Annotated in this window: 26 protein-coding genes; 1 reads left to right on the top strand and 25 read right to left on the bottom strand. The window is 45.9% G+C overall.

Going from position 1 to position 26045, the window contains the following annotated elements; all coding sequences use genetic code 11:
* Positions 1-17: 17 nt before the first annotated feature.
* From flgG to ICC18_RS09590, 22 genes are all read right to left on the bottom strand, one after another.
* Positions 18-839 (bottom strand): flagellar basal body rod protein FlgG, encoded by an 822-nt coding sequence (flgG, locus tag ICC18_RS09485; RefSeq protein ID WP_188174160.1) that lies wholly within the window; start codon positions 837-839, stop codon positions 18-20.
* Between the two features lie 90 nt (positions 840-929).
* Positions 930-1319 (bottom strand): TIGR02530 family flagellar biosynthesis protein, encoded by a 390-nt coding sequence (locus tag ICC18_RS09490; RefSeq protein ID WP_188174161.1) that lies wholly within the window; start codon positions 1317-1319, stop codon positions 930-932.
* Positions 1316-1759 carry a flagellar hook capping FlgD N-terminal domain-containing protein gene (locus ICC18_RS09495; RefSeq protein WP_376745616.1) on the bottom strand — a complete coding sequence of 148 codons (444 nt, stop codon included), beginning with the start codon at positions 1757-1759 and terminating at the stop codon, positions 1316-1318. Before ICC18_RS09495 ends, ICC18_RS09490 begins: the two co-directional genes overlap by 4 nt.
* A 36-nt stretch (positions 1760-1795) precedes the next feature.
* A complete protein-coding gene (locus ICC18_RS09500) occupies positions 1796-3259 on the bottom strand; it encodes a flagellar hook-length control protein FliK (protein ID WP_188174162.1) in 1464 nt (487 codons plus the stop codon).
* Between the two features lie 32 nt (positions 3260-3291).
* Positions 3292-4194, bottom strand: a complete 903-nt coding sequence (locus tag ICC18_RS09505) for a MotE family protein (protein ID WP_223192461.1) — start codon at positions 4192-4194, stop codon at positions 3292-3294.
* Between the two features lie 37 nt (positions 4195-4231).
* Positions 4232-4675, bottom strand: a complete 444-nt coding sequence (fliJ, locus tag ICC18_RS09510) for a flagellar export protein FliJ (RefSeq protein WP_188174164.1) — start codon at positions 4673-4675, stop codon at positions 4232-4234.
* A gap of 9 nt (positions 4676-4684) precedes the next feature.
* Positions 4685-6010: a flagellar protein export ATPase FliI gene (gene fliI, locus ICC18_RS09515; protein WP_188174736.1), complete on the bottom strand. Its 1326-nt coding sequence runs from the start codon at positions 6008-6010 to the stop codon at positions 4685-4687.
* Complete coding sequence (locus tag ICC18_RS09520; RefSeq protein ID WP_312029522.1) at positions 6010-6858, bottom strand: FliH/SctL family protein; 849 nt, start codon at positions 6856-6858, stop codon at positions 6010-6012. The genes fliI and ICC18_RS09520 overlap by 1 nt, the downstream gene beginning before the upstream one ends.
* Entirely contained in the window at positions 6842-7858 is a 1017-nt protein-coding gene (gene fliG / locus ICC18_RS09525) for a flagellar motor switch protein FliG (protein WP_188174166.1), read from the bottom strand. Before fliG ends, ICC18_RS09520 begins: the two co-directional genes overlap by 17 nt.
* Positions 7859-7870: 12 nt before the next feature.
* The gene (fliF, locus tag ICC18_RS09530; RefSeq protein ID WP_188174167.1) at positions 7871-9451 is read right to left on the bottom strand and encodes a flagellar basal-body MS-ring/collar protein FliF; all 1581 of its coding nucleotides are present in this window, start codon (positions 9449-9451) and stop codon (positions 7871-7873) included.
* Between the two features lie 42 nt (positions 9452-9493).
* Positions 9494-9766, bottom strand: coding sequence for a flagellar hook-basal body complex protein FliE (gene fliE / locus ICC18_RS09535; RefSeq protein WP_512699397.1), 273 nt, complete (start codon positions 9764-9766; stop codon positions 9494-9496).
* A gap of 55 nt (positions 9767-9821) precedes the next feature.
* On the bottom strand, positions 9822-10271 hold the full coding sequence (flgC, locus tag ICC18_RS09540; RefSeq protein ID WP_188174169.1) for a flagellar basal body rod protein FlgC: 450 nt from the start codon (positions 10269-10271) through the stop codon (positions 9822-9824).
* Positions 10272-10277: 6 nt separating this feature from the next.
* Positions 10278-10685: a flagellar basal body rod protein FlgB gene (gene flgB / locus ICC18_RS09545; RefSeq protein WP_188174170.1), complete on the bottom strand. Its 408-nt coding sequence runs from the start codon at positions 10683-10685 to the stop codon at positions 10278-10280.
* Between the two features lie 244 nt (positions 10686-10929).
* On the bottom strand, positions 10930-11715 hold the full coding sequence (gene codY, locus ICC18_RS09550; RefSeq protein WP_188174171.1) for a GTP-sensing pleiotropic transcriptional regulator CodY: 786 nt from the start codon (positions 11713-11715) through the stop codon (positions 10930-10932).
* 36 nt (positions 11716-11751) lie between these two features.
* Positions 11752-13149, bottom strand: a complete 1398-nt coding sequence (hslU, locus tag ICC18_RS09555; RefSeq protein WP_188174172.1) for an ATP-dependent protease ATPase subunit HslU — start codon at positions 13147-13149, stop codon at positions 11752-11754.
* Positions 13150-13429: 280 nt separating this feature from the next.
* Positions 13430-13984 (bottom strand): ATP-dependent protease subunit HslV, encoded by a 555-nt coding sequence (gene hslV / locus ICC18_RS09560; RefSeq protein WP_188174173.1) that lies wholly within the window; start codon positions 13982-13984, stop codon positions 13430-13432.
* A gap of 183 nt (positions 13985-14167) precedes the next feature.
* Complete coding sequence (gene trmFO, locus ICC18_RS09565) at positions 14168-15484, bottom strand: FADH(2)-oxidizing methylenetetrahydrofolate--tRNA-(uracil(54)-C(5))-methyltransferase TrmFO (protein ID WP_188174174.1); 1317 nt, start codon at positions 15482-15484, stop codon at positions 14168-14170.
* A 13-nt stretch (positions 15485-15497) separates the two neighbouring features.
* Entirely contained in the window at positions 15498-17600 is a 2103-nt protein-coding gene (topA, locus tag ICC18_RS09570; protein ID WP_188174175.1) for a type I DNA topoisomerase, read from the bottom strand.
* Between the two features lie 70 nt (positions 17601-17670).
* Complete coding sequence (dprA, locus tag ICC18_RS09575; protein ID WP_188174176.1) at positions 17671-18762, bottom strand: DNA-processing protein DprA; 1092 nt, start codon at positions 18760-18762, stop codon at positions 17671-17673.
* Between the two features lie 115 nt (positions 18763-18877).
* Positions 18878-19810 carry a succinate--CoA ligase subunit alpha gene (gene sucD / locus ICC18_RS09580; protein ID WP_188174177.1) on the bottom strand — a complete coding sequence of 311 codons (933 nt, stop codon included), beginning with the start codon at positions 19808-19810 and terminating at the stop codon, positions 18878-18880.
* A gap of 118 nt (positions 19811-19928) precedes the next feature.
* Complete coding sequence (gene sucC / locus ICC18_RS09585; protein WP_188174178.1) at positions 19929-21089, bottom strand: ADP-forming succinate--CoA ligase subunit beta; 1161 nt, start codon at positions 21087-21089, stop codon at positions 19929-19931.
* Between the two features lie 283 nt (positions 21090-21372).
* Positions 21373-21630 (bottom strand): hypothetical protein, encoded by a 258-nt coding sequence (locus tag ICC18_RS09590; RefSeq protein ID WP_188174179.1) that lies wholly within the window; start codon positions 21628-21630, stop codon positions 21373-21375.
* Between the two features lie 192 nt (positions 21631-21822).
* Here ICC18_RS09590 and ICC18_RS09595 point away from each other — a divergent pair, with 192 nt between their 5' ends.
* Positions 21823-23391, top strand: coding sequence for a YifB family Mg chelatase-like AAA ATPase (locus tag ICC18_RS09595; RefSeq protein WP_188174180.1), 1569 nt, complete (start codon positions 21823-21825; stop codon positions 23389-23391).
* A 59-nt stretch (positions 23392-23450) separates the two neighbouring features.
* Here ICC18_RS09595 and ICC18_RS09600 read toward each other — a convergent pair whose 3' ends face one another.
* The 3 genes from ICC18_RS09600 to ICC18_RS09610 are packed head-to-tail and all read right to left on the bottom strand — an operon-like array spanning position 23451 to position 25998.
* Positions 23451-23843, bottom strand: coding sequence for a YraN family protein (locus ICC18_RS09600; protein WP_188174181.1), 393 nt, complete (start codon positions 23841-23843; stop codon positions 23451-23453).
* Positions 23840-24157 carry an EscU/YscU/HrcU family type III secretion system export apparatus switch protein gene (locus ICC18_RS09605; protein ID WP_188174182.1) on the bottom strand — a complete coding sequence of 106 codons (318 nt, stop codon included), beginning with the start codon at positions 24155-24157 and terminating at the stop codon, positions 23840-23842. The genes ICC18_RS09600 and ICC18_RS09605 overlap by 4 nt, the downstream gene beginning before the upstream one ends.
* Positions 24154-25998 carry a TP0910 N-terminal domain-containing protein gene (locus tag ICC18_RS09610; protein WP_188174183.1) on the bottom strand — a complete coding sequence of 615 codons (1845 nt, stop codon included), beginning with the start codon at positions 25996-25998 and terminating at the stop codon, positions 24154-24156. The genes ICC18_RS09605 and ICC18_RS09610 overlap by 4 nt, the downstream gene beginning before the upstream one ends.
* Between the last annotated feature and the right edge of the window lie 47 nt (positions 25999-26045).

Consider the following 26045-nt stretch of genomic DNA (forward strand, 5'->3'; position numbering starts at 1 on the left):
CTAAATATTCTTAATTATTAACGCTTAAGGTTAACTACTTCTTGCAGAACTTCATCAGAAGTAGTGATGATACGTGAGTTTGCTTGGAATCCGCGCTGGGCAACAATCATTTCCGTAAATTCACCGGTCAAGTCAACGTTAGACATTTCCAACTGGCCAGAAATAATTGTTCCTGTCCCCGTTTCCGGATTGCCTGCAGCGCCGACTTCAATTGCTCCTTCCGGGTTCGCATTCGCTGTCATCCGATACAGATTTCCACCGATTTTCTCAAGTCCCGAAGGATTGACAACTTTGACGACTCCGACTCGTAGTCCGATTGACGCCGAAGCTCCGGTTTCATCAATACCGATAATATCACCGTTCTGGGCAATGGAGAAGGAAACGATATTATCAGGAATAACAATCGGACCGCCGCCCTCTGCCGCCATGACTTTCAAGCCTTCGGCATTAACAAGGTTACGGCTGGCATCCAATGTGAAATTGCCGGATCTCGTTAAATATGGCGCTTCTGTTTGTTCAGTCGTACCTACTGCAAAAAAACCGTCTCCGTTAATACGCAGATCCGTTACGACGTTAGTCGTCATCGCGCTACCGGCTGTATGAACAGTATCAATCGCAGCCATGCTGACTCCGAGTCCAACCTGTTGAGCGTTCACGCCACCACGGTTCTCGTCGGCTGCGCTGACACCGGAAACGGTTTGACTCAGAATGTCTTTGAACATAACGCGGCTTCCTTTAAATCCGATCGTATTAACGTTTGCGATGTTATTTCCAATGACATCCAATTTCGTTTGAAAACCGCGCATACCTGAAACGCCTGAGTACAAAGATCTTAACATGTAAGATGCCTCCTATAGGTGTTCTAAATAAATTGAGCTGCTTCATTCGTTCCACAGCTCCAGGCTTCCTTGATCGGTCCAGCCTGATGGTTAAGAAATAATAACGGCACTATCAATCTGCGTGAAAACATGTTCATTCATCGACTTTCCATCTAGCGCTGTCACTACAGTGCGATTAGGGACATTGACGATAAGCGCATTGCCATTCAAAAGCATCAAAGCATCTTTTGCTCCTTTAGCAGCCGCCTTGTCAATGGCAGAACTAATTTTATCCAGTTGCTCCGGCTGTAATTGGATGCCTCTTTCTTGTAGCCTAACCTCTGCATGATGACTGAAACGAACATATTGATCCTGAAGAAGTTTATGAAATGTAGGTTTACCGGAGTTAGATACCGGTTGCTGAACAGGTTGTGTTCGTCTCGTGGACGCTGGAGGAACCGCATTCGGATAAAGCTGCCCAATGGATATTCGCTCCGTCATTTGGTTTCTCCGGGGTTCTCAATTTTCTTGAGTTTATCCAGAGAAATTTCCTCTCCTTTCACGTTGGCATATTGATTGCCATCTTTAAATGTAATGGAATCAACAATGCCCGACTTCTCAATGGACGCTCCTGAGGAATCCGTAGCGGTCCATGTAATCGATTTGCCGATCATCCCGGAAACAAACCCCAAAGATTGACGCATTAATTTCATTTCACTTGCCATGTTCGTCAATTGCTCAACCGATGTAAATTGAGCCATCTGTGCAATAAACTCTTTGTCTTGCAAAGGCTGAGTAGGATCTTGATTTTGCAGTTGAGTAATCAGGATTTTAAGGAAATCGTCTTTACCTAACGCGTTTCCGTCCTTTTCCTTTGTTTTCGCATTTTTCCCGGTATTTATCATATCCGTCACATTGCCAACGATTGGATCTGTAGCCATAGTTTCACCTCCAGATTCCTGCCATCTCTTCATTCATTAAGCAATCACGTCGAAAGAATTACCATATACACCTGAACGTGGCTGTACGACGTTTTCAATTCCCTGATTAAAATCTGACGAGTCAGCATCATAATCTACAGAACGATTTTTGTTCTGACGCTGCGATTGATTAGAAAACTGACCCTGACGCTGATCCTGGAACATGCTGGATTGCATGTTTGCACTTTGTGTTACCTCCAGCTTCTCAACTTGCAAACCTTGCGTTTGCAATGATTGCCTTAACTGCGAGAGTTGGCTTTCAAGCATCTGTTTGCCGGCAAGGGTATCTGCAGCAAATTGAGCTACAAGTTGCCCTTCGTGCATCGTGATTTTTACGTCAATGTGGCCTAAGTTTTTAGGGAATAAAGATATTTTGGCTTCTGAGATACCATCTGCCAGTGTGATCTTCATACTTTTCAAAACATGCTCGGTCATCTCTTCTGAGAAGTTAGAAGCATTCATCGTTTGTGCGACTGGTTTTTCCAGCGGTGTAGAAGCCAGCTGTGCTTTTTGCAAATCGGTAAGCGTAGTCATCGGATTTGAAATTCCAGAAACTTCCGTAGGAAGTGCTTGATCCGGCTCTATAGGAACTTCAGTACTCATAATGGATTGAATTGCTGGTACATTCATGGCATTTTTGACCGCAAGCATTTCAAGCTTAGACAGAGTAGGCTGTATCACCGTTGCGCTATTCGAAGTTTGCATCTGCTCAGCAGCCGGCTCGTATGTACGTTTGTGAAGAGTACGCAAGCTAGCAGGGTGAACCTCACTTAAACCGGCCTCTTCGGAGCCTGCTGATTCTTGCGAAACTTTAGCTGTTTGTTCTTTCACAGCTATTGAAGCGTTCGAACCTGCCTTTAATTGTGGAAGCAAAGGTTCAATCGCATTTTGCAAATCCTGATTTAAATATTGCAAAATAGGATTATCCGGTTGCTGTTTGGTTAACGAAGCAAGTGTCAACAATGTATTCTGCGCCTGTAAATTCATCGTATGTGCAGGTTGAAGACTAGATCCCCTTATCAATGAAAAAGCAGGGGTCGACTGGCTGTCGCTAAGAGAACTCAACAATTGCTCCGCTTGTTCAAACCATTGTTTCATTCTTGGATCTTGTAATAATTGCTCTGCCAAACCAGCATTCGTGTTCATCACCTGCAGCAGCATTTCCGGAAGAGTTTGCGTTTCAGACGATTCATCCGTGTTCAATGGCTCATTCTGAAGTGCACTTTGCATCGGCATGGTTAAACTTTGAAGCATTTGAAGCAGCGCCGCCAAAGAAGCAGCTTCGTCAGAAGTATCAGCAGCGTCTGTCGATGTTTGCCCAAGCTGACCGCTTAATAATTGATTAAATGAATCCTGAGTTTCAACAGTGGCCTTAGCTTTACCCGTTACTGTTGAAGTCGAAGCAGTTCCGGAAGGAGATTGCGTACTTGATGATGGCCCAATTGGCAATTGTACATCCATTTTTTCACCTCCCTTCATAAAGTAAGAAGCTGTTAATTGGCTAACTTTGCAGTTATAGAAGCTGCTATTTCTTTGTTGGCATCTGACAAAGAAGACATGACTTTCGAACGAGAAGCGTTGTCCATACCACTTAGAATCGCAAGAACCTTATCCGGGTTTGACTTATTCATTTCTAACAGTACATTTGACGCACTTTTCGGCGTCATGTTAGCAAACGTTTGTCCCAAATCTTCCTTACTCACGGAAGTCGAAGCTTTGCTTGTGTCTTTAACGCCATTCAAGGCGAGTCTTTCTTGAAGTGCTGCGATTTCTTTATCCCGTACGGGAACGACATCTTTTAAACCGATCGAAGCTTCAGCTGCCTTTTTGGCATCCATTTTTTCTAAGATGGCTCCTCGACTTTCGGTTTTCATCATGGAAAATACAAGCACCATTTCTTTAGGCGTTAAATTCTCGATGATAGGAGCCGCTTTGCTTGGCGTCATTTTCGCATATAAGTTAGCGAGCTGTGTAATTTGATTGTTGTACTCTTCTTCAGTTTGCGTCTTATCTTTCAGCTTCTCTTCAAGTTCTGCCGTTTTTACTTGTGCATCCTTTAAAGATTGATCTTTTTGTTCAGCCGTGCCTTCCGACTTTGTGAGCGCAGCTTCCAATTCAGCAACTCTAGCGCTCAGCTTAGCAATCACTTCATCCTTGCCCTTGAGACTCTCTTCATCTGTCGGAGTTTTTCCTGTACTAGCAACGACAGTTTTCTCCTTTGGCGCTGGTACAATACTGCCTATCACAGGCGTATTGTGAAGCGCCTTCTGAATGCTGCTCTTAATATCGTAGTCGAAGATTGACAGCAAAACGAAGAGCAATACCGCCGTAAATACAAATGGGATGACAAACCATATCAAGAATCGCTCTAATGCACTATAAGATGTACCTTCCATGCTCGTATCGGCCATTCCCTGTTCCCTCCTTCACGTTTCAATACGATAAACGCTTGAATCGGTTCGTGGCCATCTCATCCAGAGCTTCCTGCTCCTTCTTCGCGACAAAAGATTGAAACTGATGGTAGGCCTTCTCTCTGGCTTTCGTCCATACTTTCTCATCGATCATTCTTTCGGACAGATGCTCCTGCTTCTTTTCCACAACATGCTGTGCCTTTTGAATATCTTGGTGTTTGCGCATGATTTGCTGATCCAGATGATTCATATAATTTTGTAAAAGCAACATTTCTGATATCATCACTGAATTCCCGGAAGCATCTGCCATCTGATTATGAAGTTTAGCTTTCTCTTCGCATAAACCGTGAAGATTGGTTTCTTCATTCCGCAATTGACCGATGGCTTCAGAGAGGATCCATTCGGCCTGAGTTCTTTCATTATTTTTGAGATCCACAATTTGCTGGAAAGAATAGCGAAATTTCATTCAGGCCCCTCATCCCCTGTAAAATTCATGAATCAAGCGTTCCTGCGCTTCATCAAACGTTAATTTTTCACTCGTTCTTTGCTTCGTGTAATTCCAAATTGCTTCTATATTTTCGATCGCAGTATCGATATTTGGATTCGAACCTTTTTGATACGCCCCGATATTAATGAGGTCTTCCGAATCTTTATATATGGAAAGAAGTCGCTTCAGTTGATCAGCTGCTTCCATATGTTCATGAGGGACAATTTCCTTCATTACGCGGCTCACGCTGGATAATACATCCACAGCCGGATAATGTCCTTTGTTCGCTATGCTGCGATTCAATACAATATGGCCGTCCAAAATACCGCGCACAGCATCAGCGATCGGCTCATTCATATCGTCACCATCTACCAGAACCGTATAGAACGCTGTAATGGACCCTTTGGGCCCTGTTCCTGATCGTTCCAACAATCGCGGCAGCATTGCAAAGACGGAAGGAGTATAACCGCGAGTAGCCGGCGGTTCTCCTACGGCTAAGCCAACTTCCCGCTGGGCCATTGCAAATCGTGTCACAGAATCCATCATCATCATGACATTGAGTCCACGATCACGGAAATATTCAGCAATGCTTGTAGCGATCATCGCGCCTTTGATACGGATTAACGCTGGTTGATCGGAGGTTGCAACGATAACAACCGATCTGGCAAGACCCTCTGGGCCTAAGTCTCTTTCAATAAAATCAAGCACCTCTCTGCCCCGCTCACCGATGAGCGCGATGACATTGACATCAGCAGATGTGTTACGAGCGATCATGCCCATTAGCGTACTTTTGCCGACACCGGATCCTGCGAAAATACCAACACGCTGACCTTTGCCGATCGTGAGCAAGCCGTCAATGCAACGAACGCCTACCGAAATCGGATGAAGAACACGTGGACGGGTTAAAGGATTGCTAGGCGCGTTATTCGTTGAATATTGAGCCATTCTGGATGGCAAAAACGAACCATCGAGCGGCTGTCCTAATCCATCAAGCACCTTGCCAAGAAGCTCATGACCTACCTGTACGGTTAACGGCTTTCCCGTTCCTACAACGTCGCATCCAGGTCCTATGGCATCTAATTCGCCTAAGGGCATTAAAACGACCTTATTGCTGCGAAAACCAACAACTTCCGCTTTCAAAGGCTTATTTGATTTATGCGGATAAATGTAGCAGAGATCACCGATACTTACATCCGGGCCTTCGGATTCTACAGTTAAACCAATGACTTGAGTCACTTTTCCATTGACGCTGACAGGATCAATTGAATTTAGAAGCTCTTTGTATTTATCTGCCGACGGCACGGAGTAGCTCATCATTCAGTCCCCTCACTTTGTATGGCGATTTGCCGCAGGGCTGATTTAATTTCTTTAAGCTGCGTATCGACTCTGGCATCAATACTGCCATAAGAAGATCGAATGACACATCCATGATCTTGTACAGAGGAATCAGGAATGATCTCAAGTTCTGCTTGCGAATCAATCGATGTTAGTAATTCCTCACGGGCATCCTGTATATAAGCAAATTGAGACGGCATCACGCACAAAGTAATAATTCCTTTTTCACGCCGGCGCGAAAGAACCTTTTGAACGAGTTCCAGAACCCAATCCGGATTTAAGCTCAATTGGCGACCAATCACTTTCTCAGCGATGGAAGTGCTTAATTCAATGAGAAAAGGTTCGGACTCTTGAATAATTTGCTGCTTAAGCGTATAGGCTTGTTCCAATATGGTACGGGCTTCGGATAGCATTTCATTATATTCTTGTCGAAGTATACTTTCAGCTTGTTCAATCCCTTGCTGATACCCTTCTTCAAAACCGGCCTGCCTCGCTTGCGAAACATGCTCTTCATCTAGCGCTCGGCGTTGTTCCCACCATGAGTTGATCTCTACATCCACTTGCTCCCGAAGCGCAGCACACTCCTGCATCGCAAGATGGATTTGCTCATTGGCAAAAACTTCGGCATCTTGCAGGATTTGATCCTTCATACTTGTTGCCTCTACCAGCTCTAGCTGCTGTTCCGGAGTCAATTGGTTTCTCGCAGCCTCTTCGTCTTCAAGCAGTCCGGCACGGTATAATTGCTGCGGGGTTAGAGCTTCGACAAGTTTTGTATCCTCTAGTGGAATATAGGCAAATGATTTAATGACATTAGACAATAATATCATCTCCTCCACCGCGTGCGATGATGATCTCACCTGATTCTTCCAGGCGACGAATGGTAGCAACGATACGTGTCTGCGCTTCTTCTACGTCACGCAAACGCACAGGACCCATGAACTCCATTTCTTCCTTAAAGGTTTCCGCCATCCGTTTAGACATATTTTTAAACAGCGCATCCCGCACTTCTTCACTTGCCACTTTAAGCGCAAGCTGCAAGTCGGCATTTTCGATATCACGAATAATACGTTGAATCGAACGATTGTCGATATTGACGATATCCTCGAATACGAACATCCGTTTTTTGATTTCTTCGGCAAGTTCCGGATCTTGAATCTCAAGAGAATCGAGAATCGTACGTTCCGTACCGCGGTCAACCCCGTTAAGAATTTGTACGATCGCAGTAATACCGCCGGCATTCGTATAATCTTGAGTTACGGTTGCAGAAAGCTTCTGCTCAAGTACACGCTCAACCTGACTGATAACTTCCGGTGAAGTACTGTCCATTAAGGCAATCCGCTTAGCAACGTCAGCTTGCTTTTCTTGTGGTAGTGAAGACAAAATAATGGATGCCTGATCCGCTTGCAAATAAGACAAGACTAATGCGATGGTTTGAGAATTTTCATTTTGAATAAAGTTAAGGATTTGAGCCGGATCCGCTTTTCTGGCAAAATCAAACGGTCTTACCTGTAAAGTTGCGGTCAATCGATTGATAATATCCAGCGCTTTTTGAGAACCGAGTGCTTTCTCCAAAATATCTTTTGCGTAAGCAATACCGCCTTGAGAGATAAATTCCTGCGCTAAGCAGATTTGATGGAATTCCGCGAGAATGGATTCCTTCTCCAAGGAATCCACTTTTCTGACATTGGCAATTTCAAGCGTTAACTGCTCAATCTCCTCTTCCCGCAAATGTTTAAAAATTTGAGCAGACACCTCAGGGCCTAAACTGATCAAAAGAATCGCGGCCTTTTGTCGTCCGGTTAACCCTTGCAGAGCAGCTTTAGCCATACATCTGCACCTCTATTCATCTACTAACCAAGTACGAAGCAGATTGACAAAATCTTCAGGTCGCTTTTTCGCAAGAGTTTCCAATTGTTTGCGCACTTGATTGTCATTGGTCACATTTTCGATATCGATCGTCGGAAGCTCTGCCTTCGCAGCCGGCATATTAAGTTCTTCTTCCAACTGTTGAGCAGCTTTTTTACGTTTTCTAAGAATTAAGCCGCCAATTACTCCTAAAACTAGCGCCGCAAGCGCTAATCCGCCATAAGTCAAGTATGTTGCCGTCTTTGTAGCCGCTGCATCTGCCGGTCGGACAAATGAATGTGCAAACACTGTAACTTTTTGCTGCAATTCTGCGTCTGTATAAGTAACCTTATTGTCAGCAAGAGCGGTTCTGACGATATTAACCAGGGCGGCCTGAACTGCTGCCTTCGTTTCAGCAGTCAAGGAGTTTGGATCGTCCTTAAGCGGAGGTTCAATCCCTACATTGATGCTTAAATCCTTAACTACATAAGGTGTAGAGATAATATCGTTAGTAATGCGATTTACTTCATAGTTCACGGTCTTGCTATTCTTTTCGGAATTCGATTGACCGGAGCCGGATGATCCCGGATATCCCGGCACATCTGTTGTACCCGTTCCAGGAACTCCCCCGTTCGTCGCTCCGTCATTCTGATACGACTCGGTTGCTTCCTGCAGAGAGATTTCCAACCCTCTTTGATCCACCTGATTTGGAGCACTAACCAGTTGCTCTTTGCTTTTCTTCTGATCAAAGTTCATTGTTGAGAATACACTCACGATGACTTTATCGCGACCAAGCATGGTCCCCAGCATACTGCTAATATTCTTTTGTAAATCGTTACGGAATTGATTATTGATTTCCGCTTGACTTGTCACCAGATTTGCTGCAGTTTGTCCGCCTGTCTTGGAGGAGTTCAAGCTCTCTCCGTATTGGTCGGAGATGGTGATATTCTCCAAAGGGAGATTTTTGACACTGTGTGATACTAAATTATAGATCGTATCGATTTTCGGCTGATCCATCGTGTAGCCCGGTTTTAGTTGAAGCACAACGGATGCAGTCGCTTGTTCTTGTTGCTGCTTTAAAAACGGACCATCTTCCGGAAGTGTGATTAGCACCTTGGAGCTGCTGATCCCCTGATTTGAGTTGATCAGTTGTTGAAGTTCACCCTGTACAGCGTTAAGATATTTAACTTTAAACTCGTTATCTGTGATGCCAAATGAACTATTGCCGCTAAAAGCACCGAAACCCAATGAACCATTCTTGTTCAACCCTTGAGATTCAACGGCTAGTTTCACATTGGCAACTTCACTCGTAGGAACTTCGATACTTTTACCATCGCCACTCAGATGATATGGAATCTTAGCCGTATCCAAATAATTTTTGATCGATGCAGCATCGCTTGGCTGCAAATCCGTAAAGGCTAACGAATACTCAGTCTTGGATAGATTAAAGCTGATAATTGCTGCAGTAAGAACCAATAGAAAAACCGTAGCTATGAATGTGATTTTCGTCGTTCTACTGTATCGATTCCAATATTGTTTCACCTTTTCCCAATATTGGAGCAGGTTCTCATTCACGGTGTCACCTCATTGACCAAAGTTTAGCAGCACAAAATGAAATCATAGCTGCATTCTCATCATTTCTTGATAAGCTTCCAGAACCTTATTTCTAACCTGTACGGTCAATTCCAGTCCTAATGAAGCTTTCTCAGAAGCGATGGTCAGTTGATGAACATCAGAAAGCTCACCTTTAATAAAACTCTGATTCAACTGATCGACTTGCTGTTGCTGTGCATTCAAATTATTCATCGCATCATTCAAGAATGATCCGAATTTTTTCCCCAAATCCGCCGCACCTTCGCCTGAGTTATCTTTAGGCTGAACGGAGCTCATAATATTTATCGGACTGTAGCTGATCTTGTCAAACATGATGAGCCTCCTTTAATAGTTATCTGCCAATTTCCAAAGCTTTTGTTATCATCGATTTACTAGCGTTAAGCGCAGTGACATTGGCTTCATAAGATCTTGTTGCCGAAATCATGTCAACCATTTCCTTAAGCACATCAACGTTAGGCATATATACAAATCCATTAGTATCCGCATCAGGATGAGCTGGATTGTAAACTTGTTTGAGCGGTGATGTATCATCAATAATTTTATTTACTCTTACGCCCTCGCCAGTCCCATCAGCCATTGCCGTTTGCAATGTTTGAGCAAAGCTTGGTTGTGATTTCGTTTCAAACGATACTAACTTTCTTTGATACGGCACCCATTTCCCATCAACTAATTTGGCCCGGGTCGTGTCAGCGTTTGCGATGTTGGACGATATTACATCCATTCTCAAACGTTGAGCGGTAAGCGCGGACGAACTAATATCAAATCCGTTCGTAAGTCTCATCGTTTATTACTTCCCTCCCAAGACAGTATGCATCTTTTTGAACTCACTGTTCATTTGTTGAATTAAAGCATTATACTTGAGCTGATTTTTGGCCATCAATGACATCTCATAGTCCATATCGACGTTATTCATATTGTTATTGATCGCAGTTTTTTCATCCGCTTTAATTTCCGGAGCGATCACACTCGGAGATTTTCCAATGTAAAAATGCCTGCGATCTGTCCGATAACCTTCTATTGAACGCGTTGATGAACCCATTTGCCCTTGTAAGAGCTCTTCAAACATGACATCTGAACGTTTGAAAAACGGTGTATCAACATTAGCGACATTATTCGCTACTACTTTTTGTCTTAGGGACGACGCATCAAGCGTACGCTCCATCAAATTCCAACTGGGCTTGTCTAAAAGAGACATTTAAAAATACCCACTTTCTATAGATTGGTTGAGTAATAATTCAACACTAACCCTATTGATTCCTTCTTAATTCGACATTATATTCATAAAATAAAAAAAGATATGTTGCCAAATTGTAGAAATATGTAGAACATTTTGTTACATTTCTTATCATCTAAGATATTAACCTAACTTACAATAAGAAAAAAGCCCTATCTTTTTTACCAGACAGGGCTTTGCTATCGTTGTCAACATATGATGAAAGCTACAGTTTCGTCTTCAATTGATCGATGCTTAAAATTAATTGTTCATTTAGAATACGGATATAAGTACCTTTCATTCCAAGCGAACGCGTTTCAATAACTCCGGCACTTTCTAATTTACGAAGAGCATTTACGATGACTGAGCGCGTGATGCCTACCCGATCGGCAATTTTACTTGCGACTAAAAGTCCTTCCTTGCCATCCAACTCTTCAAAAATATGTTCCACAGCTTCCATCTCGCTGAAGGACAAGGAACCAATCGCAACTTGAACGACCGCTTTGCTTCTTGCCTCTTCCTCGATTTCTTCAGCACGCTCTCTTAAAATTTCCATGGCTACGACCGTTGACCCGTATTCCGCCAAAATCAAGTCGTCATCGACAAAGGGCGCATCGTTTCGGCTTAAAACCAATGTGCCAAGACGATCACCGCCACCGATTACAGGAACGATAGTCGTATACGTATATGGAAACATATCTTTCATTTGATCCGTGTAGTAATAATAAGGGCTATCCGGCTCCACATTAGAAGATGTTTCTTCAATTTTCATTAAAAGATTGTTCGATTCCGCCGGAAACCTTCTATCCACCAAGATCGTTTGATTCATTTCTGGTGAAATGGGATCGTTCGTTAATGCATATCCAAGGATCTTACCCTTGCGGCTTACCACATAAATATTGGCGATCACGATATCGCGCAATACTTCAGCCATATCCATAAAGCTGACCGCATTACCTGCTTCTTTTTGAAGCAAACGATTCAGCCTTCTTGTCTTGTTTAATAAACTCATGTAACTGCCTCCTACTTACTTAACCTTACATATTTACTACAAAATATACTGGCTCAAATCGCGATTTTGGACAATATCACTCAACTTCTCGCGAACATACTCCGGATTAATGACGATGTGTTCCAATGTAAGCTCTGGCGCTTCAAAGGACAAATCCTCCAATAACTTCTCCAAAATCGTATGTAAACGGCGAGCCCCGATGTTTTCGGTGTTTTGGTTCACTTCAACGGCAATGCGGGCTATTTCATCCACAGCTGCATCGGCAAATTCAACGGTAATCCCTTCGGTTTGCAGAAGGGCTGTGTATTGCTTGGTTAATGCGTTTTTGGGTTCTTTCAAAATGGAAACGAAATCTTCATGCGTTAAGTTGCTGAGTTCTACGCGAATTGGGAAGCGTCCCTGCAGCTCTGGAATGAGATCAGAGGGCTTGGCGATATGGAAAGCGCCTGCACCGATAAACAGAACGTAGTCCGTCTTCACCGGACCGTATTTAGTCACAACCGTTGAGCCTTCTACAATAGGCAAAATATCGCGTTGAACGCCTTCCCGCGAGACGTCAGGCCCGCCTCCGCCGCGGCTGCTGCTTGCAATCTTATCAATTTCATCAATAAAAATAATGCCGGATTGCTCGGCGCGGCTGATCGACTCTTGAATCACCTCATCCATGTCAATCAATCGCTGCGCTTCTTCCTGGGTCAGAACTTTACGTGCTTCTTTCACGGATAGCTTGCGCTTCTTCAATTTCTTCGGCATTAGGCTGCCGAACATCTCTTGCATGTTCATGCCCATTTGTTCATTGCCCTGACCTGCAAGCATATCCATCATCGATGGCGATGAGTCCTCGACTTCGATTTCTACCGTTTCCTGCTCGAGCTTTCCTTGTGCTAATTGTTCTGCAATTTGCGAACGCTTCGCAGCAAGAGAAGGATCCGGAGCCGGTTCTTCTTGAGCAGGTTGATTCTGACCGCCAAACAGCATTTCCAGTGGATTGCGCTGTGTTTTCGCGCGAGTTGGATTCGGGACGAACAGGTTAACTAGACGCTCATTCGCGAGCTTCTCAGCACGATCCTTGACTTTTTCCGTACGTTCAGCTTTTACCATTCGAATAGACGTTTCAATCAAATCACGTACCATGGACTCAACATCGCGTCCTACGTAGCCAACTTCCGTGAATTTCGTTGCCTCAACTTTAATGAAAGGCGCTCCTACAAGCTTGGCTAATCTGCGAGCAATTTCCGTTTTACCAACACCCGTCGGCCCGATCATCAAAATATTTTTGGGGACGATTTCATCTCGAAGCGTCTCATCGAGCAAGCTTCTCCGATAGCGGTTACGCAAAGCAATCGCTACCGATTTTTTCGCTTTCTTCTGACCAACAATATATCGATCTAGTTCTTGCACTATTTGTTTAGGTGTAAGGGAGCTGTTTTTCAATGAAGGTACCCTCCTTAGAGTTTTGCGTTAGCAAAACTTACTTCGTAAGCGTAATCTAAAAGCTTTCCATAGGAAAGCTTGCATCGTAAGCATTTGCTGAGCTTTCCATAGGAAAGCTTGCATCGTAAGCATTTGCTGAGCTTTCCATAGGAAAGCTTGCATCGTAAGCATTCGCTGAGTTTTTTCGCAAGAAAAACCGGCCTCGTAAGCGTATACTGAGCTTGCATCGGTTGAATTTCAATAAAGCATGATGTCAAGATTTCCAAAATAAAAGAAAGACCTACTCAATCTCTTCAACGATAATATTATGATTGGTGAAAACGCAAATTTCAGCCGCAGTCGTCAAAGCCGCATGGGCGATTTCTTTAGCGCTTAGCCCTGGAGCGTGTCGATGAAGCGCTCTACCGGCCGCTAACGCAAAACTGCCGCCTGATCCAATCGCCAGAATGCCGTCATCAGGTTCAATAATTTCGCCATTTCCAGAAAGCAACAGCAACCCTGAAGCATCCATGACAATCATCATCGCTTCTAATCTGCGTAAAACGCGATCCTGACGCCAATCTTTGGTCAATTCTACCGCGGCGCGCTGCAAGTTGCCATGATGCTCCTCCAATTTGCCCTCAAACTTCTCGAAAAGCGTAATTGCATCCGCTACCGATCCTGCAAAGCCGGCTACGACTTTCCCTCTATATAAACGCCTTACTTTCTTGGCGCTCCCCTTCATAATCATGCTGTTGCCAAATGTCACTTGTCCATCCCCGGCAATAGCTCCTTTGCCCTGATGACGAATCGCAAATATCGTTGTCGCATGAAAAGATGCGTTCTTCGGATCCATCGGTTTCACCTCTTCGGAATCATAATCATTATTTGTAAACAAATGATTCTGTCTTATAAATGAGATAAACCTCTAGCGAGGTCTTTCAAAAATGAGCGACCGCGTCTAGAGGTGTTTTATTGCATCCATGAAAATGCTACAAAGCATAATTATAGTAACATAGGGATAGCTTTACTTACAAGCTCACGCGTATTCCTTTTCCGAAAAATTCTGAATACTTTCCAGCGCGCGATGAGCCAGTTTTTCGTATTTTTCCTTTTTGTTACGAATTCGCTCTGGGAGAGGCGGAAGCAGACCGAAATTAGCGTTCATCGGTTGGAAATGCTTGAAGTCTGCCGTAGTAATATAGTTCGCCATGCTGCCTAAAGTCGTTTCATGAGGAAAAACTAAACAGGAATCTCCTTTGGCAAAACGTCCCGCATTCATTCCAGCAATAAGACCCGAAGCGGCCGACTCTACATAACCTTCAACGCCTGTCATCTGTCCTGCAAAGAACAGATTCTCGCGACGCTTAAACTGGTAAGTCGGTTCAAGCAGCTTGGGAGAGTTAATGAACGTATTGCGGTGCATGACGCCATAACGGACGAACTCCGCATTTTCCAAGCCCGGAATCAAGGAAAGCACTCGCTTTTGTTCGCCCCATTTCAAATGGGTTTGGAACCCGACGAGATTATACAGAGTTCCCGCAGCATTGTCCTGCCGAAGCTGGACAACAGCGTGCGGTAATTTGCCTGTATGAGGATTGATTAAGCCGACAGGCTTCATCGGACCAAAAAGTACCGTTTGTTTCCCACGCTTCGCCATCACTTCAAGCGGCATACAACCCTCAAAATAAATCTCTTTCTCGAATTCCTTGAGTTCAGCGACCTCTGCTGAAATTAACGCATCATAGAATACGTTAAATTCCTCTTCCGTCATCGGACAATTGAGATAAGCCGCATCGCCTTTGTCATAACGAGAGGCAAGATACACTTTGCTCATATCGATGGAGTCTTTCTCCACAATCGGAGCAGCCGCATCGTAGAAGTATAAGTACTCCTCACCCATCAGCTCTTTCAACTCACCGGAGAGAGCCGGCGAGGTTAACGGTCCTGAAGCTACGACCGTAATCCCATCGGGTAAAGTTGGCATTTCTTCGTTGCGCACTTCGATAAGCGGATGATTGCGCAGCGTTGATGTTACGGCTTGGGAGAAACCATCACGGTCTACCGCTAAAGCGCCGCCTGCTGGAACAGCATGCCGGTCAGCACAGGAAAGAATGAGCGAATCCATGCGTCTCATTTCTTCTTTCAATACGCCTACCGCATTCGTTAAACCATTCGCCCTAAGCGAATTACTGCAAACCAGTTCAGCGAACTGGTCCGTAATATGTGCCGGAGTTTTGCGCACGGGGCGCATTTCGTATAACGTCACTGGCACGCCTTGACGGGCAATCTGCCAGGCTGCTTCACTTCCCGCCAATCCTGCGCCGATGACAGTTACTCTTGGATATTCTGGCAAAATCGGGACACCTCTAATCTTTCACTTCATCTTGATTCTCTTCATTGACTTCTTCTTTATAATCACACTGGATACATTGGATGTTGATGCCGTTCTTGCTCCGCTTTTCAATCAGAAGCGAACCGCAGGAAGGGCACGGCTTGCTAACCGGCTTATCCCACGAGACAAAATCGCAATCCGGATAGCGGTCACATCCGAAGAATACCCGGCCTTTTTTACTTCTTCGCTCAACGATTTTGCCTTGATGGCAATTCGGACATGTCACGCCGATATCTTTGACGATCGGCTTTGTGTTCCGACAGTCCGGGAAACCGGAACAAGCAAGGAATTTGCCGAAGCGGCCCATTTTATAAACCAGATGTTTACCGCATTTCTCACAAATCTCATCGGACACTTCGTCCTGGATCTCGATCTCTTTCATTTCTTCTTCAGCAACTTCCAGTCGCTTCTCGAAAGAAGTATAGAAGGAATCCAGAACCTTCACCCAATCCTCTTTGCCCTCTTCGACAAAGTCCAACTCTTCTTCCATATGTGCGGTAAACTCGACATCGAGAATTTCCGGGAAAAATTCTTGCATCAGTTGAATGACGAGTTCCCCAAGCTCGGTCGGAACGAACTTCTTCTCTTCGATCGCAACGTAACCGCGCTTCTGAATCGTCTCCAGCGTAGGCGCATACGTACTTGGTCGTCCGATGCCCATTTCTTCCAACGCTCGCACCAAACGTGCTTCCGTGTACCTGGGAGGCGGTTGAGTGAAGTGCTGCTTCGGATCAACGCTTTGCTTTTGCAAAGAATCCCCTTGAGTCAAAGCAGGTAAAAGTTTATCTTCCTCCGTAGTTCCATCGTCATTGCTTTCAACATATACCTTCATGAAGCCAGCGAATTTCATTTTGGAACCTGCTGCACGGAATATCGTTTCACCCGCAGCCAAATCGACGGTCATCGTATCCAAAATCGCCGATGCCATCTGACTTGCCACAAAACGCTCCCAAATGAGCTTGTACAGGCGATATTGATCCTTGCTCAGGAACTCCTTGAGCTGATCAGGTTCGCGCAACACGGAAGTAGGGCGGATCCCTTCGTGAGCATCTTGCGCATTCGCATTTTTCTTGATGTATTGACGCGGTGTTTCCGGATAGAAGGAAGCACCGTACTTGCCGGTAATGAATTCTTTGGCCTCTTCTTGAGCTACCGGAGAAATCCGCGTGGAGTCCGTACGCATGTAAGTAATTAACCCTACGGTACCTTCCTTCCCGAGGTCAATTCCTTCATACAGCTGCTGAGCAACGGACATCGTCTTGGAAGCACGGAAATTTAATTTTCTTGCAGCTTCCTGCTGCAGGGAGCTTGTAATAAAAGGAGGAGAAGGATTACGCTGACGCTCTTTCTCTTTGACCTCTTGTACGGTAAATGTTCCGTTACCCATTGCGGCAAGAATCTCATTGACATCTTCCTGAGAATGCAATTCTTTTTTCTCGCCTCTAATACTATGATACTTGGCTTCAAATACGCTTTTGCCAGCTTCAAGAATAACGGTGATCGACCAGTACTCTTCCGGTTCAAAAGCTTTGATTTCATTTTCGCGATCTTGAATCAGCTTAACGGCTACCGACTGAACGCGGCCGGCCGACAGTCCCTTCTTCACTTTTTTCCAAAGCAAAGGGCTGATCTTATAACCCACAAGCCGATCAAGGATACGTCTGGCCTGCTGCGCATTTACGAGATCCTGATTAATACGTCGCGGCGTCTTAAAGGCATCCTTGACCGCATCCTTCGTGATTTCATTAAATACAACGCGACAAGCTTCTTCTTGCCCCACATCTAAGTAATGGGCCAAATGCCATGCAATCGCTTCCCCTTCACGATCAGGGTCAGCCGCCAGATATATTTTTTTAACTTTCTTGCTTGCATCTTTCAGCTCTTTAAGGATAGAGCCTTTGCCGCGAATCGTAATGTATTTAGGCTCAAAGTTTCGATCTACTTCTACACCAATTTGGCTTTTCGGAAGGTCGCGAATATGACCCATCGAGGCTTTTACGATGTATTTGCTGCCTAGATATTTTCCGATGGTTTTGGCTTTTGCTGGTGACTCAACGATGACTAAAGAATCCGCCATGGATCGTCCTTCCTCCCCTCGTAGGTCAAGGTAAAAGTCTATTGGCGAGAAGAAAAGCTTCGTGAATTGCTTATGCTAAAATATATGTAGATCCTGGAAGCTGTTTAATCGCCTTTTTCAATAGTAAAGATAACAGAACTGCATGCAAATGTCCAAACGTAAATTGACTGGTCTCTAATAAAGCATCAATACTTATTGGTTCATTAGACATTATTGCCATAATTTTGCGTTCTTCATCACTCAGTTCAATGACTCTTGAAGACATCTGCAAAGCCCCTTGTTCAGCGGGTTTCAACAAATATTGATAATCTTCCAGAATGTCTTCAACTCGGGTGACAAGTTTGGCTCCCTGCTTGAGAAGTTTATGGACACCGCTGCTTTGGTTAGAATGAATGGGGCCGGGGACAGCGAAAACATCCCTAGACTCATCTAACGCAAAATCAACTGTAATCAATGAACCGCTATCCTCTGCTGCTTCTACGACAGTAACCCCGAGCGACAATCCGGCAATGATGCGATTCCGTTGCGGAAACATGCCTGGATGCATCCCTGTGCCAATAGGGTACTCTGAGATAATGACGCCCTCACGCTCAATATTCCGGTATAAAAGGGCATTTTCCCGCGGATAGACCTGATTTATGGCACAGCCCAAAACGCCCACAGTCTTGCCTTTACCCATCAATGCTCCAATATGAGCCTTGCTATCGATCCCGCGAGCCAAACCGCTCACGATGCCAAATCCTGCGCGGGAAAGATCAGCCACCAGCTCCTCGGCAATTTTTTTGCCATAAAGGGTAGGTGTTCTCGTACCTACTATGCCCAAGAGCTTTTGATTCAGATACGAGTGATCTCCTTTTACATACAAAATCCAAGGGGGTTGGGCAATTTCTTTCAAAATAAGAGGATAGTCTTCGTCTAACAACGTGAGAAAATGAATGGATTGCTTCGCGTAAAGCTGAAGCCTTTGCTCGATAAATGACGGAGATAACCGTTTGACAATCTGTTCCGCAATTGAACTTTTAATGCCTAAAGAAGCCATATCTCCTGCTGAAAGCTCAAACAGTTCTTGGGGTTCCGGGAAGCGGCTTAAAAGCTGAAGAATCGTTTTCCATCCAACGCCTTCCAGCTCATGAAGACCAAAAATAATGAGTCGATTATCCATAAGTATATACACTCCTTCTCATTCTTACAAATGTTTTACAGGTAGAGAAAACAAAAAACCTTCCAAATCCCTCAAAAGAGGGACATGGAAGGTTGCTTACCTTCATTAGAAAGGATTATTTTTTTGTGATGACTTTGTCTAGCAAGCCTTTTTCTTCGAGGACTGCTACCAGTGTAGAGCCCATCTCAGAAGGAGTGGCAGCTACCCGGATTCCGCATCTTTCCATCGTTGCTACTTTCTCGGCAGCTGTACCTTTACCGCCGGAAATAATGGCGCCGGCATGGCCCATACGTTTTCCTGGAGGCGCAGTTTTACCGCCGATAAAGCCTACTACAGGTTTAGTCATGTTAGCCTGAACCCATTCAGCAGCTTCTTCTTCAGCCGTTCCGCCGATTTCGCCGATCATGATAACCGCATAAGTATCCGGATCTTCGTTGAAGCGTTTAAGGATATCGATGAACTCGGAGCCTTTAACAGGGTCTCCGCCGATACCTACCGCCGAGGATTGTCCGATTCCGCGAGTCGTCAATTGATGAACCGCTTCATAAGTCAATGTTCCGGAACGGGAAACAACGCCTACGTGACCTGGAGTATGAATATAACCTGGCATAATACCGATTTTGCACTCGCCTGGTGTGATAACGCCTGGGCAGTTCGGTCCGATCAGAACAGTTCTTTTGCCTTCCATGTAACGTTTTACGTTAACCATGTCAAGGACTGGGATACCCTCTGTAATACAGATAACCAGATCCAGATCCGCGTCTACCGCTTCAATGATCGATTCTGCTGCAAAAGCAGGTGGTACGTAAATAACGGATGCAGTTGCACCAGTTGCGTTTTTCGCATCAATCACAGTGTTGAAAACAGGAAGCTGAACAACCTCACCGTTTTCCAGGGTGATATCGACTTTTGTGCCGCCTTTACCTGGGGTTACGCCACCAACCATTTGTGTGCCGTAGTCAAGACCGCCTTTGGTATGAAACAAGCCCGTAGCGCCGGTAATCCCTTGAGTAATGACTTTTGTATGTTTATTGACCAAAATACTCATGATCTTTTGTTCACATCCCACTCTATTATTTGAAACCTAATATAGGGATCTTTGGTCGGAGACCAAAGTCTCTCCTCTTTAGGGATCTTTGGTCGGAGACCAAAGTCTTTCCTCTTTCTTATTTCACAAGTGCAACGATTTTTTGAGCGCCGTCAGCCATGGAATCAGCTGCAACTATGTTCAGGCCGGATTCGTTAAGAATCTTTTTGCCCAGCTCAACGTTAGTACCTTCCAGACGGACAACGAGCGGACGGGAAAGTCCAAGCTCTCTGGCTGCTGCCACAACGCCGTCAGCGATAACGTCACAACGCATGATGCCGCCGAAGATGTTGACGAAAATACCTTTAACTTGCTCATCGGAAAGGATGATTTTGAATGCTTCGGTAACTTTCTCTTTCGTAGCACCGCCCCCTACGTCAAGGAAGTTGGCAGGGTCTCCGCCGTAGTGCTTTATGATGTCCATAGTAGCCATCGCTAGACCAGCGCCGTTAACCATACAACCGATATTACCGTCAAGCGCGATGTAGCTCAAATCATACTTGGATGCTTGGATTTCCTTATCATCTTCCTCTTCAAGGTCACGAAGCTCAACGATATCTTTGTGACGGAAAAGAGCATTGGAGTCGAAGTTCAGCTTGGCATCCAAAGCCATTACGTCTCCGTCGCCTGTTACAACCAGAGGGTTGATTTCAGCAATAGAGCAATCTTTTTCCACGAAAGCTTTATAAAGAGCAAGCATGAATTTAACGGCTTTGTTAACAAGCTCATTAGGGATGTTAATGTTGTAAGCCAATCTGCGTGCTTGGAAAGCTTGAAGACCGATAGCCGGGTCAACAACTTCTTTGAAAATTTTCTCCGGAGAATGTTCAGCAACCTCTTCGATCTCGGTACCGCCTTCTTCGGAAGCCATCATAACAACGCTGCCCGTTGCACGGTCAACAACAACGCCAACATAATATTCTTTCTTAATGTCACAACCTTGCTCGATCAGAAGGCGTTTCACTTCTTTGCCTTCAGGGCCTGTTTGGTGTGTAACGAGAACTTTTCCAAGGATTTCACTTGCATATGTACGTACTTCATCGAGGTTTTTGGCTACTTTTACGCCGCCCGCTTTACCGCGTCCTCCGGCATGAATTTGCGCCTTCACGACAACAACGGATGTTCCAAGCTCTTGTGCCGCTTGAACCGCTTCGTCAACGGTAAAAGCTACTTTGCCTTTAGGAACGCTGACTCCGTACTGTCTCAGGACTTCTTTGCCTTGGTACTCATGGATATTCATTTCCTAAAATCCTCCTATCAGTATGGACTTTCTATACGTGCTATACAGGGGAAAAAGTGCGATTCCCTATTAACACTGTGCACGAAATCAATCTTGCTGCCGGAATTAGTATCACACTTCTTCACAAGCCCTAACCATTGTATCACTTTTTTTCGACACTTTCCTTATTTTTTTCGTGAATCCAGTAGAAGTTTCCTTTCACGCTGAAAAACTTTAGCTATCACTCCGGACAAAAAGAAAGACGCATTTTCCAGAGGATGAAAAATACGTCCGGCTTGCAAATTCAATAAAATGTTGTCGTCGTCGTGTTCATTCTCGGCTCTCGCTCTGCTTGTTTAATAAAACGTAATTCATTGCCGGTGAAGCTGCAAACTAAGCATTGAATGGTCGGTTCCGGTTCAGCAATCGCATCGGGCTCCTTGAACTCTGTGATGTTTCCGGATAGGGCATCTTTCACAAATGATTGGGAATAGCTCGTAATGACGCTGAACTTGACACGATTGGAACGGCAATTGGGACAAAAATACGGTTTTTCCTGCATGTTCATCACCTCTAGTTCCAGTATGTGCATGTTTTGGACTTTTAAACCGCGAACTTTCAGTCTGGCAATTGCGTAATTTTACCCTCATCGTGTACAATAAAAGAAAAAACGGATCAATAAGGAAGCACCTTTTATCCCATTGATGATCAGCCTATGAAGCTGTGAGACTCTATGGAATGGAAGGTGTTTCTGATGTACGGAAAAGTAATTAGCGCATGTTTGCAAGGTATAGAAGGACAAACGATCGAAGTCGAAGTAGACATTTCAAGCGGTCTTCCGCAGATCAATCTGGTTGGGCTGCCAGACTCAGCAGTACGTGAGTCCTTAGAAAGAGTACGTTCAGCCATCAAAAATAGCGGTTTTACATTCCCTATGGACCGCATCACCGTTAATCTTGCCCCCGCCGATTTGCGCAAGGAAGGCTCCTCCTTTGACCTTGCCATTGCACTCGGAATTCTAATTACGACGGCTCAAGTCCCTGCCGACATGATTCAACAAACACTTTTGATAGGCGAACTCGCTTTGGATGGGTCTTTAAGACCTGTGCCCGGCGTTTTATCCATGGTCCATGCCGCCAAGAGAATCGGTTTCAAAAGAGTCTGCTTGCCTGCAGCAAATGCCTCGGAAGCTGCCCTAATTGAAGGCATCGAGGTTTTTGCAATAACGAACTTAGCTGAGTTTAAACGCTGGAACGATATTTCCAGCTCTGATTTTTTATTTGATGACGTTAACTATATCCAGGATGAAAAATCGATAAATTTAATAGGAGGCCAGCTATACCAGGATGATTACGCCGATGTGAGCGGCCAGCATCAAGTCAAGCGAGCTATGATGATTGCAGCTGCCGGTATGCATAATATTCTTCTCATCGGCCCGCCAGGAACGGGTAAAACGATGCTGGTGAAACGCATGCCCTCCATCCTGCCTCCCATGTCCGACAAAGAATCGATTGAAGTTACCAAAATATACAGTGCCTCGGGAAAACTGCCGAACCGTACCTCCCTCATGCGCAGACGTCCCTTCCGAGCCCCTCATCATACGATATCGGCTGCCGGGCTTGTCGGTGGCGGAACGATACCTAAACCGGGAGAAGTCAGTCTGGCGCATAGGGGGATTCTATTCCTTGACGAGCTGCCGGAGTTCACACGCAATGCCCTCGAGGTGTTAAGACAGCCCCTTGAGGATCGTAGTGTCACGATTGGCAGGGCGCGTGCTGTCTATACGTTCCCCTCTCAATTCATTTTAGCCGCTGCAATGAATCCTTGTCCGTGCGGGTACTGGGGGGTCGAAACAGAAACAAATGCTTGCACATGCAGCCCGTTAAAAGTTGCTCACTATCGTTCTAAAATTTCCGGTCCTCTGCTCGATCGCATTGACCTTCATATTGAGGTGCCGAAACCAAACTATGCTCAATTAAAAGAACGAACCGGTCAGTTATCTTCGAGTGAAATGCTGGTACGAGTCATGCAAGCACATCGAAGGCAACAGCAGCGTTATGCCGGAAAGGGCATTCAGCACAATAATGAATTGAGTGGTAAGCTGCTTCGGCAGACATGCAAACTGACGCCCGAAGGGGACCAATTGTTGAGCGCTTCTTTCGAAGCGCTCGGTCTAAGCGCTAGAGCTCATGATCGCATTCTCCGCCTGGCACTTACCATCGCCGATTTGGAGCAAAGTGACATTATTCTTCCCCAACACGTTGCAGAAGCCATTCAATATAGAAACTTGGATAAAAAACAATCCGTTCAAGAGATTTCTTGAAATGAAAAACAAATATAAAAAGAGCCTTTTGACCAAAGTCTGAATCGACTATCGATGGATCAAAAGGCTCCAATCATATGTTCAATGAGGGGTGTGCCGGCATTCTCCGGCAAACCGTCCCCTGGGAACTCTACAGCTATAACATCAAGTCTGACTCGCTGCTCATGTTTTTTATATCGATGCAGGTAGAACTGGGCTGTTTCTCTTACCTTTAACTGCTTCCTGTAATCAATGGATTCCTTCGCTAGCCCGAAGCTGGTTGATGATCTTCGCGTTCTTACCTCTACAAACACCAATATCCCGTCAACCTGGGCAATGATATCAATCTCCCCCGTTCGGCAGCGCCAGTTCCGTTCGATGATCGCATAGCCTCGTTCCCGGAGGAAAGCCTCTGCAAGCTCTTCACCAAGCCTTCCCAGTTGCTTCCGATTGTCTTTACGTAAGCCTGTCATGAAAGATTCCTCGCCTGTTTCATCTTGTTATCCGAGCGATAAATAAAACTAAGCACCTCAGCTACTAATTGGTAAAGCTCCGGGGGAATCTCTTGGTCCAGATCAAGCTTGGAAAGCACTTCCACCAATGAGGAATCTTCCTGGATTGGAACACCATTTTCCTTCGCTTTTTGCAAAATGGTGTCCGCCATATGGCCCTTTCCTTTGGCAACGATGGTTGGCGCTCTCTGGGCTTCCGGCGCGTACCGAAGGGCTACAGCCTTCTTGATCGGAGTCGGCTTCTGCGCTGAACGCCCCTCCCGCTCTTTGTTCATGCGCGAAAATCCACTCCTTTGTAGGGTTTCGGTTGATATAGCGATCGAAGATCCGCTCTGACACCATCGTTTGATCCTTGTCCTTGTTTGGGAGCATCGCTTTCTTTGATTGCCGGAAGCGTCGGATAAGGGGAACATTTTAAGGAAAAGAATTGGTAGCCCGCATTATTCATGGCTGCTGTAATTTCTTCTCTGGAATTTTCCATTAATAGCGCTACGGCAGGATGGTCATTATGAATATTCAGACTTACTATTTTGTTGACCACATGTACATCAACTAATGTATTCCCCATCGATTTCATTTGCAGGTCAAACAGGAGCCGACAATTGCTTGCATCCACTTCCCCTCGCTTTCCTTTTTGCGACTGAATGTGAACTGCCGCAGATTGCTGACCTGTTCCGTCCATAAACGGGATGAACAGAGTAATATGGGCGAACATAGAGCTTTTATCTCCAGTCAGCATGAGCTGCTGACCTGTAATCTGGTGGATCGCTTGCTGCGCCGCCTCTTTGAGCGGCGCCGGCGTATCGTCAGAGGCTGCCAGCTGCAGCAGCAGACTCTTCAGGTTGTCGGCTGCAGGCTTGGCAGCGTCGTCCTGCGCGTCGGTTTGGACGATCGCGCTTTGCAGCAGATCGTCTGCTCCAGCCCGTGGGCGCAGCGGCGCTTCCATACGCTCATCCAGCCTCGCTACATGAGCCTCATGCTCTACACCCACGGCTTTGAGCATCTTGCTGATCCAGTTTGGCTCCGGATCAGCCGCTTCGATCGGCTCAGTGCTACGCATCTGAGCTTGCTGCGTCTCCGCCGCCTTCGGCTTCGCCGGCGGCGGCTCGGGTGCGGGCGAACCCGCCTCGGGCGGTTCGCCTTGGATAGAAGGCTCAGCGCTGCGCGCCTGAGCCAGGAGCGGCTCGGCCGCCACCGCAGGGCGGGCGGCCGCTTGCGGCGCCGCCGGGCCGGCGGCAGTCCCCTCCGCATGCGAAGCAGCGGAGGCTGGGCTTGCAAAGCCTGCTGGCGAAGCAGCAGGCGCAGTCGGGGCAGCGGGCGCAGCCTCGCTGCCTGTGGATACCGGCGGCGCCCCTGCGGGAGCCGCCGCAGCAATGCCGCCTGCCTGCGGAGCAGCAGGCGCTGGCCCAGGCGCGGCCGGCGCCTCGGGCGGCCGCGAAAATCCTGCAGCTGCGGCGGAAGCCCGCAGCTCCTTCAATAGCGATACCACCTGCTTGGCGGTATCGGCAGCGGGATGTGCCGGTTGCTCCTTAAGCAGCGCTGATGCCTGCTGCTCCAGCCGCTCCAGCACTTGTCCGACAGCAGGCCCTGTTGTTGCCTGCCGCATTGCAGCTATAGCCTCCTGCGTTAGCGGCAAGCCCTTTTTAACCACAAGAGCAGCCGCTTGCAACCATTCATCCTTGTGAACGCCCTCAGGAACGTTACCAAGTAAAGCGGCAAACGATTGCACCGTTTCCTTTGTCAACGGAACACCTTCGCGCTGCATGGTCTGAACCATCTGACGATTACTTGCATTGTCTTTTAACGAGAACGCCTTGAGAAGCTCAGTAAGCGAATCATCCGCAATCTGAACATCGGAAGATTCGAGCGGTTTGAGCATGATCTGACCGCCGCTGGACTCAGGCTGAACTTGAAGCATGGTCACATCCCCTTGCTTCAGCGGGGTCTCCAGCTTGGCGCGCACCTGAACGCCGCCTATATTCAATAACGCATCTTGGTCGCTTAACAACTGAAGAACGACGCCTTTCACGATTTGTCCAACTTTGAGCTCTAATACTTTGGTATCAGCCGCTGTTAAATCTCCGACCAAACTGCGTATAAGTCCGCTAATATTCATGCCGATTCACCTCAAGTCAACGTTATGTATAATATCGGCATTGTTCA

This window comes from Paenibacillus sedimenti (genome assembly GCF_014534655.1).
Taxonomy (GTDB): domain Bacteria; phylum Bacillota; class Bacilli; order Paenibacillales; family NBRC-103111; genus Paenibacillus_E; species Paenibacillus_E sedimenti.

What these genes read in the sequence shown, in the direction of transcription:
- flgG (WP_188174160.1), bottom strand. Translation starts at nt 839, where the DNA reads ATGTTAAGATCTTTGTACTCAGGCGTTTCAGGTATGCGCGGTTTTCAA.
- ICC18_RS09490 (WP_188174161.1), bottom strand. Translation starts at nt 1,319, where the DNA reads ATGACGGAGCGAATATCCATTGGGCAGCTTTATCCGAATGCGGTTCCT.
- ICC18_RS09495 (WP_376745616.1), bottom strand. Translation starts at nt 1,759, where the DNA reads ATGGCTACAGATCCAATCGTTGGCAATGTGACGGATATGATAAATACC.
- ICC18_RS09500 (WP_188174162.1), bottom strand. Translation starts at nt 3,259, where the DNA reads ATGGATGTACAATTGCCAATTGGGCCATCATCAAGTACGCAATCTCCT.
- ICC18_RS09505 (WP_223192461.1), bottom strand. Translation starts at nt 4,194, where the DNA reads ATGGAAGGTACATCTTATAGTGCATTAGAGCGATTCTTGATATGGTTT.
- fliJ (WP_188174164.1), bottom strand. Translation starts at nt 4,675, where the DNA reads ATGAAATTTCGCTATTCTTTCCAGCAAATTGTGGATCTCAAAAATAAT.
- fliI (WP_188174736.1), bottom strand. Translation starts at nt 6,010, where the DNA reads ATGAGCTACTCCGTGCCGTCGGCAGATAAATACAAAGAGCTTCTAAAT.
- ICC18_RS09520 (WP_312029522.1), bottom strand. Translation starts at nt 6,858, where the DNA reads ATGATATTATTGTCTAATGTCATTAAATCATTTGCCTATATTCCACTA.
- fliG (WP_188174166.1), bottom strand. Translation starts at nt 7,858, where the DNA reads ATGGCTAAAGCTGCTCTGCAAGGGTTAACCGGACGACAAAAGGCCGCG.
- fliE (WP_512699397.1), bottom strand. Translation starts at nt 9,766, where the DNA reads ATGAGCTCCGTTCAGCCTAAAGATAACTCAGGCGAAGGTGCGGCGGAT.
- flgC (WP_188174169.1), bottom strand. Translation starts at nt 10,271, where the DNA reads ATGAGACTTACGAACGGATTTGATATTAGTTCGTCCGCGCTTACCGCT.
- flgB (WP_188174170.1), bottom strand. Translation starts at nt 10,685, where the DNA reads ATGTCTCTTTTAGACAAGCCCAGTTGGAATTTGATGGAGCGTACGCTT.
- codY (WP_188174171.1), bottom strand. Translation starts at nt 11,715, where the DNA reads ATGAGTTTATTAAACAAGACAAGAAGGCTGAATCGTTTGCTTCAAAAA.
- hslV (WP_188174173.1), bottom strand. Translation starts at nt 13,984, where the DNA reads ATGGATCCGAAGAACGCATCTTTTCATGCGACAACGATATTTGCGATT.
- topA (WP_188174175.1), bottom strand. Translation starts at nt 17,600, where the DNA reads ATGGCGGATTCTTTAGTCATCGTTGAGTCACCAGCAAAAGCCAAAACC.
- dprA (WP_188174176.1), bottom strand. Translation starts at nt 18,762, where the DNA reads ATGGATAATCGACTCATTATTTTTGGTCTTCATGAGCTGGAAGGCGTT.
- sucD (WP_188174177.1), bottom strand. Translation starts at nt 19,810, where the DNA reads ATGAGTATTTTGGTCAATAAACATACAAAAGTCATTACTCAAGGGATT.
- sucC (WP_188174178.1), bottom strand. Translation starts at nt 21,089, where the DNA reads ATGAATATCCATGAGTACCAAGGCAAAGAAGTCCTGAGACAGTACGGA.
- ICC18_RS09590 (WP_188174179.1), bottom strand. Translation starts at nt 21,630, where the DNA reads ATGCAGGAAAAACCGTATTTTTGTCCCAATTGCCGTTCCAATCGTGTC.
- ICC18_RS09595 (WP_188174180.1), top strand. Translation starts at nt 21,823, where the DNA reads ATGTACGGAAAAGTAATTAGCGCATGTTTGCAAGGTATAGAAGGACAA.
- ICC18_RS09600 (WP_188174181.1), bottom strand. Translation starts at nt 23,843, where the DNA reads ATGACAGGCTTACGTAAAGACAATCGGAAGCAACTGGGAAGGCTTGGT.
- ICC18_RS09605 (WP_188174182.1), bottom strand. Translation starts at nt 24,157, where the DNA reads ATGAACAAAGAGCGGGAGGGGCGTTCAGCGCAGAAGCCGACTCCGATC.
- ICC18_RS09610 (WP_188174183.1), bottom strand. Translation starts at nt 25,998, where the DNA reads ATGAATATTAGCGGACTTATACGCAGTTTGGTCGGAGATTTAACAGCG.